13 protein-coding genes are annotated in these 14,393 nt (G+C 61.4%); 7 read left to right on the forward strand and 6 right to left on the reverse strand.

What is annotated here, in order from left to right; genetic code table 11:
• Positions 1-59 precede the first annotated feature (59 nt).
• Complete coding sequence (gene rpsD, locus HYPGJ_RS03240; RefSeq protein ID WP_013216076.1) at positions 60-677, forward strand: 30S ribosomal protein S4; 618 nt, start codon at positions 60-62, stop codon at positions 675-677.
• A gap of 259 nt (positions 678-936) precedes the next feature.
• A complete protein-coding gene (locus HYPGJ_RS03245) occupies positions 937-2,652 on the forward strand; it encodes an MFS transporter (RefSeq protein ID WP_046845895.1) in 1,716 nt (571 codons plus the stop codon).
• Positions 2,653-2,726: 74 nt separating this feature from the next.
• Here HYPGJ_RS03245 and HYPGJ_RS03250 read toward each other — a convergent pair whose 3' ends face one another.
• Positions 2,727-3,812, reverse strand: a complete 1,086-nt coding sequence (locus HYPGJ_RS03250; protein ID WP_046846664.1) for a paraquat-inducible protein A — start codon at positions 3,810-3,812, stop codon at positions 2,727-2,729.
• Between the two features lie 219 nt (positions 3,813-4,031).
• Here HYPGJ_RS03250 and HYPGJ_RS03255 point away from each other — a divergent pair, with 219 nt between their 5' ends.
• The 3 genes from HYPGJ_RS03255 to HYPGJ_RS03265 all read left to right on the forward strand — a co-directional run bounded on the left by HYPGJ_RS03255 (position 4,032) and on the right by HYPGJ_RS03265 (position 8,982).
• Complete coding sequence (locus HYPGJ_RS03255) at positions 4,032-4,382, forward strand: hypothetical protein (protein ID WP_143440479.1); 351 nt, start codon at positions 4,032-4,034, stop codon at positions 4,380-4,382.
• 221 nt (positions 4,383-4,603) lie between these two features.
• On the forward strand, positions 4,604-5,830 hold the full coding sequence (locus tag HYPGJ_RS03260) for an efflux RND transporter periplasmic adaptor subunit (protein ID WP_200185658.1): 1,227 nt from the start codon (positions 4,604-4,606) through the stop codon (positions 5,828-5,830).
• The gene (locus HYPGJ_RS03265; protein WP_046845897.1) at positions 5,827-8,982 is read left to right on the forward strand and encodes an efflux RND transporter permease subunit; all 3,156 of its coding nucleotides are present in this window, start codon (positions 5,827-5,829) and stop codon (positions 8,980-8,982) included. Before HYPGJ_RS03260 ends, HYPGJ_RS03265 begins: the two co-directional genes overlap by 4 nt.
• Before the next feature lie 78 nt (positions 8,983-9,060).
• Here the strand turns inward: HYPGJ_RS03265 and grxD are convergent, their stop codons facing one another.
• Both grxD and HYPGJ_RS03275 read right to left on the reverse strand, forming a co-directional pair.
• Positions 9,061-9,405, reverse strand: coding sequence for a Grx4 family monothiol glutaredoxin (grxD, locus tag HYPGJ_RS03270; RefSeq protein ID WP_046845898.1), 345 nt, complete (start codon positions 9,403-9,405; stop codon positions 9,061-9,063).
• Positions 9,406-9,482: 77 nt separating this feature from the next.
• Positions 9,483-9,719 carry a BolA family transcriptional regulator gene (locus HYPGJ_RS03275; RefSeq protein ID WP_046845899.1) on the reverse strand — a complete coding sequence of 79 codons (237 nt, stop codon included), beginning with the start codon at positions 9,717-9,719 and terminating at the stop codon, positions 9,483-9,485.
• Between the two features lie 195 nt (positions 9,720-9,914).
• Here HYPGJ_RS03275 and pqqA point away from each other — a divergent pair, with 195 nt between their 5' ends.
• Positions 9,915-10,004, forward strand: coding sequence for a pyrroloquinoline quinone precursor peptide PqqA (gene pqqA, locus HYPGJ_RS03280; RefSeq protein ID WP_015598411.1), 90 nt, complete (start codon positions 9,915-9,917; stop codon positions 10,002-10,004).
• Positions 10,005-10,122: 118 nt separating this feature from the next.
• Here pqqA and HYPGJ_RS03285 read toward each other — a convergent pair whose 3' ends face one another.
• Positions 10,123-10,953 carry a DUF2147 domain-containing protein gene (locus HYPGJ_RS03285; RefSeq protein ID WP_046845900.1) on the reverse strand — a complete coding sequence of 277 codons (831 nt, stop codon included), beginning with the start codon at positions 10,951-10,953 and terminating at the stop codon, positions 10,123-10,125.
• Between the two features lie 287 nt (positions 10,954-11,240).
• On the opposite strand from HYPGJ_RS03285, the gene HYPGJ_RS03295 reads away from it, so the two are divergent.
• Positions 11,241-11,537, forward strand: a complete 297-nt coding sequence (locus tag HYPGJ_RS03295; protein WP_046845902.1) for a hypothetical protein — start codon at positions 11,241-11,243, stop codon at positions 11,535-11,537.
• A 115-nt stretch (positions 11,538-11,652) separates the two neighbouring features.
• Here the strand turns inward: HYPGJ_RS03295 and HYPGJ_RS03300 are convergent, their stop codons facing one another.
• Both HYPGJ_RS03300 and purL read right to left on the reverse strand, forming a co-directional pair.
• Positions 11,653-12,078, reverse strand: coding sequence for an FKBP-type peptidyl-prolyl cis-trans isomerase (locus HYPGJ_RS03300; RefSeq protein WP_244466044.1), 426 nt, complete (start codon positions 12,076-12,078; stop codon positions 11,653-11,655).
• A 69-nt stretch (positions 12,079-12,147) separates the two neighbouring features.
• On the reverse strand, positions 12,148-14,385 hold the full coding sequence (purL, locus tag HYPGJ_RS03305) for a phosphoribosylformylglycinamidine synthase subunit PurL (RefSeq protein ID WP_046845904.1): 2,238 nt from the start codon (positions 14,383-14,385) through the stop codon (positions 12,148-12,150).
• Positions 14,386-14,393: the final 8 nt, after the last annotated feature.

Below are 14,393 nucleotides of genomic sequence, written 5' to 3' on the forward strand. Positions count from 1 at the left end.
CCACACGGCCGCGCCGGTCATTTCGGCCTGCGGGGTCTCAACTCATGGAGTGCTAGAAGATGACTAAGCGCATTCGCGCCAAGCATAAGATCGACCGCCGCCTCGGCGAGAACATCTGGGGCCGCCCGAAGAGCCCGCTCAACCGCCGTGAAAGCCGTCCCGGCCAGCATGGCGAGCGCCGTTCGGGCAAGCTGTCCGACTTCGGCCAGCAGCTCAAGGCCAAGCAGAAACTCAAAGGCTATTACGGCTCGATCTCCGAGCGCCAGTTCCGCGCCGCTTATGACGAAGCTTCGCGCCTCAAGGGCTCGACCTCGGAACTTCTGATCGGCCTGCTCGAGCGCCGCCTCGACGCGCTCGTCTACCGCGCTAAGTTCGTGCCGACCGTGTTCGCTGCGCGCCAGTTCGTCAGCCACGGCCACGTCACCGTCAATGGCAAGCGCGTCACCATTCCGAGCTACCGCCTGCGCATCGGCGACGTCATCGAAGTGACGGAAAAGGCAAAGCAGCTCGCGCTGGTTCTCGAAGCCATCAAGAGCGCTGAACGCGACGTGCCGGACTACGTCAACGCCGACCACAACAAGATGACGGCGGCCTTGACGCGCATTCCGGCGCTTTCGGACGTGCCCTATCCGGTTCAGATGGAACCGAACCTCGTCGTCGAATTCTATTCGCGCTAATTTCGCTCACGCATGGCGGCCGGCTCGCGGAACGCGAGTCGCCATGTGCATCAAAACTTCGGCCGGCTCCGCGAAGCGGAGTCGCCACGCGCAACTAAAAATGCAAAGCCGGCGCACGTCGCCGGCTTTTTTGCGTCGCAGAAGACGCGTCACTAGCTGAAAGCAGAATATATTTATCTGCAACAGTCATTCGCTTCGCACGCGTCCTTCAGCTTAGAATTGAGAATAACAAAGCTGAAAGCTGAAGGGGGGCGAACGCATGACGCCAGCAGAACCGATAACTTCGTCAGACCGAAGGAGGGGCATCTCGCGCGAGGAACGCCGCGTGATATTCGCATCCTCGCTCGGCACGGTCTTCGAATGGTACGACTTCTATCTCTACGGCTCTCTAGCGACCATCATCGCCGCGCAGTTCTTTTCGCTGAAGGATCCGTCCGGCGCCTTCATCTACAATGAATCGACGCGCAACATCTTTGCGCTGCTGGCATTCGCAGCCGGCTTCATCGTCCGCCCGTTCGGCGCCATCATCTTCGGCCGCATAGGCGATCTTGTCGGCCGCAAAAATACGTTTCTCGTAACGATCCTGATCATGGGCCTGTCGACGTTCGTCGTCGGCCTGTTGCCGAGCGCGGCGTCGATCGGCATTGCCGCTCCGATCATTCTGATCGGGCTGCGTCTGCTGCAGGGCTTGGCGCTCGGCGGCGAGTACGGCGGCGCCGCGACGTATGTCGCCGAGCATGCTCCGTCCGGCCGACGCGGTATGTATACGAGCTGGATTCAGACGACCGCGACGCTCGGGTTGTTCCTCTCGCTCATCGTTATTCTCGCGGTCCGCACCATCGTCGGCGAGGACGCGTTCAAGGAATGGGGCTGGCGCATTCCGTTCCTGGTTTCGATTCTTCTGCTCGGAATCTCGGTCTGGATTCGCCTGTCGTTGTCGGAATCGCCCGCCTTCAAGAAAATGAAGGACGAGGGCAAGGGCTCCAAGGCGCCGCTGACCGAAAGCTTCTTCCATTATCCGAACAACAAGTACGTGCTGCTGGCGCTGCTCGGCCTCGTCGCCGGTCAGGGCGTCGTCTGGTACACCGGCCAGTTCTACGCACTGTTCTTCCTGCAGAGCATTCTCAAGGTCGACGGCTATTCGGCGAACCTCCTGATCGCCTGGTCGCTGCTGTTCGGCACGCTGTTCTTCGTGTTCTTCGGCTGGCTGTCGGACAAGATCGGCCGCAAGCCGGTCATCCTCGCAGGCTGCCTCATCGCGGCGCTGACGTACTTCCCGCTCTTCAAGCTTCTCGCCGAGACGGCCAATCCGGCGCTCGCGCATGCGATCGAAACCGTGCAGGTGAAGGTCGTTGCCGATCCGGCCGAATGCGGTTCGCTGTTCAATCCGGTCGGCACGCGCAAGTACACGACCAATTGCGATAAGGCCCGCGACTGGCTGTCGAAGGCATCGGTGAAATATTCGACCGAGGCGGGACCCGCCGGTCAACCGGCGAAAGTCGTGATCGGAGACAAGGAAGTTCCAGCTGCCGATCTCGAGACGGCCGTCGGCGATCCGAAAAACAAAGTCACCGTCGGCTCGCAAGCGATCAACGAAGCCGGTTATCCGCAGGCGAATGATCCCGGGATCGTGAAGCTGGCCCATCCCTTCGACATCTTCCGCAGTCAGGCGGCGACGGTCGTCGGCATCCTCTTCATCCTGGTGCTCTATGTGACGATGGTGTACGGGCCGATCGCGGCGGCGCTGGTCGAACTGTTTCCGACCAAGATCCGCTACACCTCGATGTCGCTGCCCTATCACATCGGTAACGGCTGGTTCGGCGGCCTTCTGCCGGCCACCGCATTCGCCATGGTGGCCGCAACGGGCGATATCTACTACGGCCTCTGGTATCCGATCGTTGTCGCCGCGGCGACGGCCGTCATCGGCTTCCTGTTCGTTCCGGAAACCAAGGATCGCGACATCCACACGATCTGACGAGCACCAAGCCGCTGTGTAAGCGCGTGGGACGTACATTCATGAAAAGGCCGCTTGCATGGCGGCCTTTTTAGTCAGGCGTGTCGCCGCACAGGATCGCGCGCGATGGTGACACGCGGATCGCCCGACATCGCCGGTCCGCTTCCGGCTGGCCGCCGCCGCAACGTCGGCCGGTCGACGTTCGCCCAGCCATAGGCCAGCATCGTCATCATCGCGGACGCGGCAAAGAAATAAACGCCAGGCAGCACGGTCGCTTCCGTATAGCCCGACGAATTGACGTAGAAGATCATGAGCGCCAGCACCATCACGTCGGTCATCGAATAGCGCCCGAGCCACTCCATCGTCGCGATCGAACGCTTGCGGAAGTCCGGCGGCATGTCGTGCGAGGTGATGAGCGTCAGCAGATAGAAAAGCTTGAGGAAGGGAAAGAACACCGACACCGCGAAGACGACGGCCGCGAGAAAATACTCCTCGTTCTCGAACAGCGCGTACATGATCGTCAGGATCGAATGTTCGTTCGTCCAGACGTAGATCGTCGTGAACCGGATCGTCGGCATGATGATGCCGAGCGCGAAAAACACTGTCGCGAGAATGATCAGGAAGCTCAGCGCGAAATTCCGCCAGCCGTGCGAGCGCTGGGTCGCTCCGACATCGGGCTCCGGCAAAACCGGTACGAGTTCCGGCGCCGCCGCCATGCCGTCGGTCCTGATCCACGCATATGACAGGATCATCAGGATGACGGCCGCCGTGAAGAAGTAGACGCCGTTGAGGCTCGACGCGTCGTAGACGCCCTGGCTCTTGATGAAGAAGATCGTGAGCGCCAGCACGAGCACGTCATGCATCGACCATTTGCCGAGCCATTCGAGCGCCCTCAGCCGCTGATGATGGCGCACGATCTCCGCGGGCGGCAGCGTCGAGACGAGTAGCAGATAAAGCAGCTTCGTGATCGGCAGCAGGATCGAGAACACGACGACGATGACGCCGAGGAACGTCTGCCCGTCGCGCAGCAGAACCTGCACCGTCGAGATCAGCGAGTGCTCCGTCGTCCAGAACGTGAAGCTCGTGAGCTTCAAGATCGGCAGCGTGATGCCGAGCGCGAGACAGACGCTGGCCGTCAGGATCGTAAGCGACAGAATGAACCGTCGTCCGCTTAACCGCATGGCTGGTCTCGCCGAAAACCGCACCGCCAGGGGATGCTGTTCGAATGCAACAACGGCATTGAGCATAAATTAGGACGGCGGCGCTGCAAGGCTGGGAACATTTCGCGTCGGGAGCGCGCTCCTCGTAGAACCCGAAACTCTGCGCCTGAGTGGTAACTTCGCTTCCACCAGCAGGCCGAAGTCCGCTATAGGGGGCGGGAGCATGCGAGGGCGTCATCCGTGAGCTTCCGGGCTTTGAAGAACCTGCGATCCATTCGGCGCGCGGCGAAGGGCGGACGCCTGACGCGGCTCGCGTGCGCGACACTTCTCCTGGCAGGCTGCTCCAGCGAAACCCTGGCGCCACAGAGCGCGATATGGAACGGACCGCCAAACGCAAGGACGGTTGCTGCAACTCCAATCGAGACGGGAAGCGCCAGCGCTCGACGCACCATCAAAGCCTCGAGCGAACGAGGTTGGGGTGACTATAGCGGCCGTCGTGGCCAGACCGAGCCGCCCGCCGAAATCGACTACGCCTTCAAGGGCGATCCCAACGCCAGCCCGACTTTCGCTGCCGGTCCGGGGCAAATGTAGCTGCACGGCCAATTCTGGCGGCCTTTCACCGGCCTTAAAATCACCCGCCGCTACGGAATCTTCACTTCCTGTGTGTTTGCTGCTTCGCGGGTGCGCGAGGGCAGTCGCATGAGTCATTTCCAGCCGGTACGAGTGCGCGAACTATACGATATCTCGGAAATGACATAACTTGCGATTGTCTCGGCACGTCGTATTTCGCTCACAACCTCGGCAGGCTCTCAATGAGTGGCGATACTGAAACGCGAGCATCGGCAGACGCTGGCGTGCAACAGAAGTCGGCGGTGGCCCGGCTGTTCCGGCCAATGACAGGAATTCCAGCTGTATGCGCATTGGCGGGCGTCCTGACGCTCGCTGCCTGTGGCGAAAAAAATGCGTTCGTGCCGCCGCCGCCACCGAAGATCGAAGTCGCCCAGCCCTTGAAGAAGACCGTCACGCGCTATCTCGAAGCAACGGGCAACACGGCCGCGGTGAATACGACGACGCTCGTCGCCCGCGTCCAGGGCTTCATTCAGGCCATCAAGTACAACGACGGGGATTTGGTCAAAGCCGGTGACGTGCTTTTCGTCATCGAACAGAAGCCCTATCAGCTCTCGCTCGAGCAGGCCGAGGCGGGCCAGTCGAGTGCACAGGCCGACACCAAGAAGGCGGAAGCCGACTACAAGCGCCAAGTCGATCTCGCCGCGAAGAACATCGCGAGCCAGGCGACGCTCGATCAGTCGACGGCCGCCAAGGATGCCGCCATCGCCAAGCAGACCCAGTCCGAGGTCGATATCGAGCAGGCCAAGCTCAACCTCAGTTATACGGAAGTCAAAGCTCCCTTCGACGGCATCGTGACGGCGCGTGAAGTTTCGCTCGGTCAGCTTGTCGGCGCCGGCGGTCCGACGACGCTCGCGACCATCGTGCAGCTCGATCCGATTTACGTGAACTTCGCCATCAGCGAAACCGACGTGCAGGACATCCGCTCCAGCATGCGCGCCCAAGGCCTGACGCGCGAAGACATGAAGAAAATCCCGATCGAGGTCGGCCTGCAGAGCGAGCAGGGCTATCCGCACAAGGGCACGCTTGACTATGCCGCCCCGACGATTACGGCGGCGACCGGCACGCTGCTGGTGCGCGGCGTGCTGCCGAACGAAAACCGCTCGCTGCTGCCGGGATATTTCGTGCGCGTGCGCGTTCCGCGTGCCGAACAGCCGAACATGCTTCTCGTGCCGGATCGTGTCGTCGGCAGCGACCAGAGCGGCCGATATGTCCTCGTCGTCAACAAGGATAACGTACTCGAGCAGCGCAAGGTCGTTCTCGGCCAGCAGGTCGGCGACCTCCGCGTCATCGACAAGGGCGTGCAGCCGGACGACCGCGTCGTCATCTCCGGCCTGATGTCGGTGGTGCCCGGCCAGAAAATCGACCCTGTTGCCAAAACGATCGCGCCGCCAGCGGAAACCGCGCCATGATCTCGAAATTTTTTATCGAGCGTCCCGTCCTCGCGAACGTCATCGCGATTTTGATGGTCGTGATCGGCGCGGTCTCCGTGCTTCGCCTGCCGGTCGCGCAATATCCCAACGTCGTTCCACCGACCGTACAGGTGACGACGCGCTATCCGGGCGCCAACGCCCGCACCGTCATCGATACCGTCGCGCTGCCGATCGAGCAGCAGGTGAACGGCGTCGAAAACATGATCTACATGCAGTCGTACGCGGCGTCCGACGGCACCTATACGCTGACGGTCACGTTCGATATCGGCACCGACCTCAACAACGCGCAAATTCTCGTGCAGAACCGCGTGTCTGCTGCGATGGCGTCTCTACCGCAATCGGTGCAGGTGCAGGGCGTCGTCGTGCAGAAGAAGTCGACGTCGATCCTGCAGATCGTGACGCTGACCTCGCCGAACAACAAGTTCGACAGCCTCTATCTGAGCAACTACGCGACCATCCGCCTGAAGGACGAGATTTCGCGCTTGCCCGGCGTCGGCAACGTCAACGTCTTCGGCGCAGGCCAGTACTCGATGCGCGTCTGGCTCGATCCGGAAAAAATGCAGGCGCGCAGTCTCAACGCGCAGGACGTCATCAACGCACTGCAGCAGCAGAGCGAGCAGGTGACGGCCGGACAGATCGGCATGCCGCCCGTGGCGGGCGATCAATCGTTCCAATACACGCTCGACGTTTCGAGCCGCTTTGACGACGCCAGCCAGTTCGCCAACGTCGTCGTCAAGACCGGCTCCAATGGAGACCTGACGCGATTGCGCGATGTCGGCCGCGTCGAGCTTGGTGCGCAAACCTATGCGCAGATTTTCAATCTCAATGGCCAGCAGGCCGCCGGTCTTGCGATCTTCCAGACACCGGGCGCCAACGCGCTCGATGTCGCCAAGGAAGTGAATACCAAGATGCAGGCGCTGGCGAAGGAGTTCCCCGAGGGCGTCGCGTACACGATCCCCTTCGACACGACGATCTTCGTCCAGCAGGCCATCGACGAAGTTTATAAAACGCTGTTTGAAGCCGCGATCCTGGTGCTGATCGTCATCCTCGTCTTCCTGCAGGATTGGCGCGCCATGCTCGTGCCTGCGACGACCGTGCCAGTGACGATCATCGGCGCGTTCGCGGCGATGGCGGCGATGGGCTTTTCGATCAACTTGTCGACGCTGTTCGCGATCGTGCTCGCCATCGGCATCGTCGTCGACGACGCCATCGTCGTTGTGGAAGGCGCGGCGCACAATATTGAAAAGGGCATGTCCGGCCACGACGCGTCGATCGCCGCGATGAATGCCCTGATGGGGCCTATCATCGGCATTACGCTGGTGCTGATGGCGGTGTTTCTCCCGGCATCGTTCCTGCCGGGTCTCACCGGCCAGATGTACGCGCAGTTCGCGCTCGTCATTGCGGCAACCGCGTTGATTAGCGCCGTCAACGCCGCGACGCTGAAGCCGACGCAGTGCGCCATGTGGCTGCGCCGTCCGGTGCCGCCCGAGCAGCGCAACTTTTTCTATCGCGGCTTCAACGCCGTCTACGATCGCCTCGAAGGCCGTTACACGCGGCTCATCGATAGAATGGTGCATCACAGTGGGCTGATGGCGCTCATTGCCGCCGCCATCATCGGCGGTTCGATCTACGGCATGACGCGCGTCGCGACCGGCTTCCTGCCGATCGAGGATCAGGGCTACTTGCTTGCGGCCGTGCAATTGCCCGACGGCGCCTCTCTCGGGCGCACACAGAAATCGCTGGATCAGGTGGAAAAAATCGCGCGCGCTGTGCCCGGCGTCGAGCGCGTCATCACGATTGCCGGTATCTCGCCGCTCGACAACAGCGCCTCGCTCGCCAACGCGGGCGTCGCCTACATCATGCTGAAGGACTGGGGCGAACGCGGCAAGGGCGAGGATCTGCTGTCGCTCTATACCAGCCTCAACGCGAAAATGTCGGCCGTCACCGACGGCAGCGTCATGGTGCTGCCGCCGCCGCCCATTCAGGGCATCGGCAATGCCGGCGGCTTCACGATGCAGATCGAGCTGCGCGATGGCAGCTTTGATCTCGGCAAGCTCGAAAATTCGACGAACGCGGTTGTTCAGGCGGCGAGCACGCAGTCGGCCATCCAGCGCGCCTCGACGCCGTTCCGCGCCTCGGCTCCGCAATACAAGGTCACGATCGACCGTGAGAAGGTGCAGACGCTGCTGCTGACGACGGATCAGGTCTTCCAGACGCTCGCGACCTATCTCGGCTCGAGCTACGTCGACCAGTTCAACAAGTTCGGCCGCGTCTTCCAGATCTATGTCCAGGGCGACGCCGGTTTCCGCATGACGCCGGACGAAGTTCTGAACCTCAAGGTCCGCAACCAGAATGGCGACATGGTCCCGCTCGGCACCGTGCTCACGATCACGCCGATCGTCGGGCCGTCGCTGATCAGCCTTTATAACCTCTATCCGTCGGCCTCCATCGTCGGCGTTCCGGCGAAGGGTTTCTCCTCCGGCGACACGATGCAGCTGATGGACGACATCGCCGCAAAGACGCTGCCGCCCGGCGTCGGCTCGTCGTGGACGGCGCTGTCGTTCCAGGAAAAGCTCGTCGGCGGCCAGATCTATTACGTCTTCGCGCTGGCGATGCTGCTCGTCTATCTCGTGCTCGCCGGACAATATGAGAGCTGGTACACGCCGCTCGCGGTGCTGTTCGCCGTGCCGTTGTCGCTGATCGGTCCCGTCGGCGTCATGCTCGGGCTCAGGATCGATAACAACCTCTATGTCCAGATCGGCCTCGTGCTGCTCATCGCGCTGTCCGCGAAGAACGCCATTCTGATCGTCGAAGTCGCGCGCGAGCTTCGGGCCGAAGGCAAGTCCATCATGGACTCGGCCGTCGAAGCGGCGAGGGCCCGGTTCCGGCCGATCCTGATGACGTCGTTCGCGTTCATTCTCGGCGTCGCGCCGCTTGTGCTCGCGACCGGCGCCGGCGCATCGGCGCGAAAGTCGATCGGCATCACCGTGTTCAGCGGCATGATCGCCTCGACCTGCCTCGCGGTAATTTTCGTGCCGTCGATGTTCGTTGTCATTCAGCGCTTCGAGGAATGGCGGAAATCGCGCAAGGGCAAGGCAGCGCCCGCGGCCGTCGCTCCGCCGCACGCTTGAGACTGCGGGAAACCAGACAACAAAAAAGGCGGACCGGAAACGGTCCACCTTAATTCTTTGCGCTGAAGGCTTGAAGCGTCAGGCGTGATGATGCGCGTGCGGGATGCCCTTCGAGCAGATCAGATCGTGCAGCTCGCCAGCCGAATACATCTCGCGCATGATATCGCAGCCGCCGACGAATTCGCCCTTGATGTAAAGCTGCGGAATGGTCGGCCAGTTCGAGAACGACTTGATGCCCTCGCGGACGCCCTGATCGTCGAGCACGTTCACATCCTTGAACGGCACGCCGAGGTGTTCGAGAATCTTCACGGCCGTCGCCGAGAACCCGCACTGCGGAAATTGCTTCGAGCCTTTCATGAACAGCACGACATCGTTGCTGGCGATGGTATCGGCGATTTTTTGCTGGACGGGATCAGAGGCCATGACGTTGGTTCCTAATGTTCGGGACAGCCAATCTCGGCGCCCTTTGAAGCGAGATGTGGGCGAGACGCCCGGCGAAGTCAATCAGCCGACGCTGCGGTTGTGAGTTGCAGGGCATGGAGCACATCGCCCATGCGTCCGCCGAGCGCGTCGTAGACCATCTGGTGCTGCTGGACGCGGCTTTTGCCTTTGAACGCCGCAGATACGACGTGGGCGGCCCAGTGGTCGTTGTCACCGGCAAGGTCCCGAAGTTCAATTTGGGCATCGGGAAATCGGGCTTTGATCAGCCGCTCGATCTCAGGGGCGGGCATCGGCATTCGCAGTCTCCGGAAGATAGCTGTTTGCGCTTAGGCGCGGTCACGGAATCTATGCCGTGTCGCATCAGCGGAGGCAAGGGTGATGATAAGCGTTTCTGATCAAATTCTCACGCAATTGCGATTGGACGTTATCGGCTGAAGGGCTTACGTTGATGGTCATGGAGCGGAAGCTCTTGCAGTCTGATGGAGGACACCATGAAGACCTGGACAAAGCCTGCCGTTCGCGAGCAGGAAGTCGGCCTTGAAGTTACGTCGTACCTTCCGGCCGAGATCGACCTCATCTAAGGATGATCATCTCCGAATTTGACGCGGTGGCAGTTTCTGCCACCGCGTTTTTTTGTGCCTGAGTACATGAGCCGAAATTAGGCTGCTCGCTCTCTCGCGATGTTGCGCGCCGAACAGGCTACTGCTCGCAATTCAGCGTGAGCTTGACCCACGGCAAATCGAGCTTGCATTTTCCCGACTTCGTTTTCGTGAACACTTTGCCCATGCCGAGGTCATTGAGCTTGTCTCCAAGCTCGGATGGCGTTGCATCATCCGCTGATGCGGTCTCTTCGTTTTGCTGCGAAGGCTCGGGCTTGGCGTCGTTCGTCGCGGCGGGCGGCTCGGCTTTCGGTTTCGCAGCTTCGTTCGCCTTGGGGCTCGGTTGCGGCGCAGGCTTGTCGCTCAAAGCCGGCTTGGCATCGGATTTGTCCGCAGGCGTGACCGACGGCGCAGGGGCCGGAGCAGGCGGCGGCGTGACGACAGCAACCTTCGAATTGGAGTCAGGCTTCGTCTCCGCGGGCTGCCCGGACTTCGCTTCGATCTGAGTATTCGGCTGACCGCAAAGCTGCAGATCGGCCGGCGCGCGCGTCCAGATCATCGTCTTCGACAGGAAGCGCATGCCGGCATAACCAGTGACGCGCAGCGTGCCGTTGGCGAGCGGTTTCAGCTCGACGTTATATTTGCGGCCCTTCTCCGGCGAATAGATCCAGCCGTTGTCCCAAAGTCCGCCGCCCGTCGGCACGACGTTGCCGATGATCTGCTTGCCGCAGCCTTTCGCGTCGCCGGTATCTTTCACCCACACGACGTTGCCGCAAAGCGCGTTGCCGCACGGCTTGATCTCGATGGCGCCGCGGCCGGTGTCGTTGATCCAGATGCCTGTCGGATCGGCAGCGGAAGCGGCGCTTGCAGATACGATCGGCAGCAGGCTTGAAACGGCAAATGCGGATGCGATGATTTCAACTCGGCGCATGACACGATCCTTCTATGGTGTTCCGATTGCTATGGTTGCTCTCGCCCGAGGGCGCTGTTTCGGAAGGAACAGGTGCGAAGCGCGATGGCGCCTTGGTCCGCACGAAGAGCGTTAAGGAAGCGCTCCTGATTGATCGAAGAAAAATTCGAATGAATTTCGTGGTGGGTGAAACGAACGCAAATCACTCGCCGTAGACACCCCTGTGAGTGAGTTCTGGGGACACAATTCGAGTGCTCCCTTTCATCTCACGCCAACGATATTCAACTTAGTTCATACGGAGACGTTCCATGATGAAGCCATTTCTGGCAGCGACGATGCTTGTCCTATCGACATCAATCGCATTTGCCGATGACAGCGGCAGCATTACGGCAAAAGCCATGCACGACCATCCCGGCACGATGGGCGGAAATACCGCAAATGCAACTGCAAAACCGGATTCCGGTAGCCTTACCGAGCGCCAGATGCAAAATCAGCCCGGCGTAAACAGCGATACTAAAGGCATGACGGCTATGCCGAACGCCAAACCGGACAGCGGTTCAATTTCCAGCAAGGAAATGATGGACAATCCCGGCGCGCGTAAGTGACGCAAGACCTGCTCGGGTAGAGCCAATCAATTTCGAAACATCGATCAAGAGGAAGCGCAGGCGCGTTCCCTCTTGATCTTAACGCAGTTCATTTCATTTGAAGTAGCGACGCGATCTATCGCACGCCGAGCAGTTCGACTTCGAACAGCAGTGTTGCGTTCGGCGGGATGACGCTGCCCGCGCCGCGCGCGCCATATCCAAGTGCGGGCGGAATGATCAGCGTGCGCTTGCCGCCGATCTTCATCGATGCGACGCCTTCGTCCCAGCCCTTGATTACGCGGCCCATGCCAAGCGGAAATTCAAACGGCTGCCCGCGATCGACAGACGAGTCGAACTTCGCGCCCTTCTTGCCGTCCTGATAGAGCCAGCCCGTGTAGTGCATGATGCAGGTCTGGCCAGCAGCGGGCGCGGCGCCCGTGCCGACGACGGTATCTTCAAACTGCAGGCCGGACGATGTCGTGGTCATTTGCGATCCTTGTGTTTGTGCGAGTGCGGATGAATTGGTCAGAAGACTTGCGCCGGCTGCAAGTGCTGCTGCCATGATGACAATGGATGTCAAGCGACGCATGTCTGTTCCTTATGTTTTCGTTTGAAGGACGGATCTTTAACTTCAGCCGCCCATCAACCCCGGCAGAAATCCTTCGTTCGCGGTGCGAAGCTCGGATAGCGGCAGCGCCGTTTCACCCGTGAGGTTGATTGCGTCGCCGCCGACGCGGCCGACGATGCGCGCCGGAAGCTCCAGCAGGCGTGCGCGCTCCAGGACTTCCTCGGCCTTCTGCGGCGTGACTTCGACGACGTAGCGGCCCTGATCCTCGCCGAACCAGACGGCGTGCGTCGGCAGCTTGCCTTCGTACGCATAAAGCTCGACGCCGAGTCCTGACGCATCGCGCGACAGGCCGTTCTTTCCGCCTGCGAGCGCCATTTCGGCGATCGCGACGATGAGCCCGCCGTCGGCGCAATCGTGCACGGCGAGCGCGCGACCCTCACGGATCAGTGCGCGAATGAGACGCCCGGCTTTGACCTCCGCTTCGAGATCGACCGGCGGCGGCGCGCCTTCGAACTTGCCCGTCGCGTGCTGCTGGTAGAGCGATTGCCCGAGATGGCCTTCCTCGCGCCCGATGACGATCAGCACGTTGCCTTCGGTCTTCAGGCGAATGTCGGCGAGCTTCGAGGAATCGGGAATGAGCCCCACGCCGCCGATCGCCGGTGTCGGCGGAATGCCGACGCCGTTCGTCTCGTTGTAAAGCGAGACGTTGCCCGAGACGACCGGATAGTCGAGCACGCGACACGCTTCGCCCATACCGCGCACGCTGGCGACGAACTGGCCCATGATCTCGGGCCGTTCCGGATTGGCGAAGTTCATGTTGTCGGTGATCGCAAGCGGATCGGCGCCGGTTGCTGTCAGGTTGCGCCAGGTTTCGACGACGGCCTGCTTCGTGCCTTCTTCCGGATCGGCGGTGACATAGCGGGGCGTCACATCGCACGCGACCGCGAGCGCTTTCTGCGTGCCGTGCACGCGCACGACGCCCGCATCACCGCCAGGACGGCCGACGGTGTCGCCCATCACCATGTGATCGTACTGTTCCCAGATCCAGCGCCGCGACGCGAGATGATGTCCGCTCATCAACTCCTTCAGCGTACCGAGGATCGAGTTCGGCGCCGGCACCCATTCGGGCAAAATCTTCGCAGGTTTTTTTGGTTCAGTGTAAGGCCGTTCGTACATCGGCGCGGAATTCGCGAGCACCGGCACTGGGAGGTCGGCTTCGACGTACCCCTTGTGCTTGATGATCATGCGCTGCGTGTCGGTCGTGTGACCGATGACGGCGAAGTCCAGGCCCCATTTCGCGAAGATCGCTTTCGCGTCCGCTTCGCGCTCGGGCTTCAGGATCATCAGCATGCGTTCCTGGCTCTCCGAGAGCATCATCTCGTAAGCCGTCATGCCGGTTTCGCGCTGGGGTACGAGATCGAGATCGAGCTCGATACCGACGCCGCCCTTGTCCGCCATCTCCGACGTCGACGACGTGAGACCGGCCGCGCCCATATCCTGAATGGCAATGATCGAGTCCGTCGCCATCAGTTCGAGGCAGGCTTCGATCAGCAGCTTCTCGGTGAACGGATCGCCGACCTGCACGGTGGGGCGCTTCTCATCCGACTTCTCGTCGAACTCGGCCGACGCCATCGTCGCGCCGTGGATGCCGTCGCGTCCCGTCTTCGAGCCGACGTAGACGACCGGCAGGCCGACACCCTTGGCGGCGGAATAGAAAATCTTGTCCGTCTTCGCGAGCCCGACGCACATGGCGTTGACGAGAATGTTGTTGTCGTAGCCCGTGTCGAAATTCGTCTCGCCGCCGATCGTCGGAACGCCGGTGCAGTTGCCGTAATGCGCGATGCCCGCGACGACGCCCGAGACGAGGTGCCGGGTCTTCGGATGATCCGGCGCGCCGAAGCGCAGCGCGTTCATGTTGGCGACAGGCCGCGCGCCCATCGTGAACACGTCGCGCATGATGCCGCCGACGCCCGTCGCCGCGCCTTGGAATGGCTCGATGTAGGACGGGTGATTATGCGACTCCATCTTGAAGACGACCGCATCGCCGTCTCCGAGATCGACGACGCCCGCGTTCTCGCCCGGCCCCTGAATGACCTTCGCGCCCGATGTCGGCAGCGTCTTGAGCCACACGCGCGAGGATTTGTACGAGCAGTGCTCGCTCCACATGACCGAGAAAATGCCGAGCTCGCAGATCGACGGCTCGCGGCCGAGAATTTCTAGGAGCCGCTGGTATTCGTCAGGCTTCAAGCCGTGCTCGGCAACGATCTCGGGCGTGATTTTTCGCGTCGTCGTCTCTGTCATCAGGATCT

The organism is Hyphomicrobium sp. GJ21, from assembly GCF_001006785.1.
Lineage (GTDB): Bacteria > Pseudomonadota > Alphaproteobacteria > Rhizobiales > Hyphomicrobiaceae > Hyphomicrobium_B.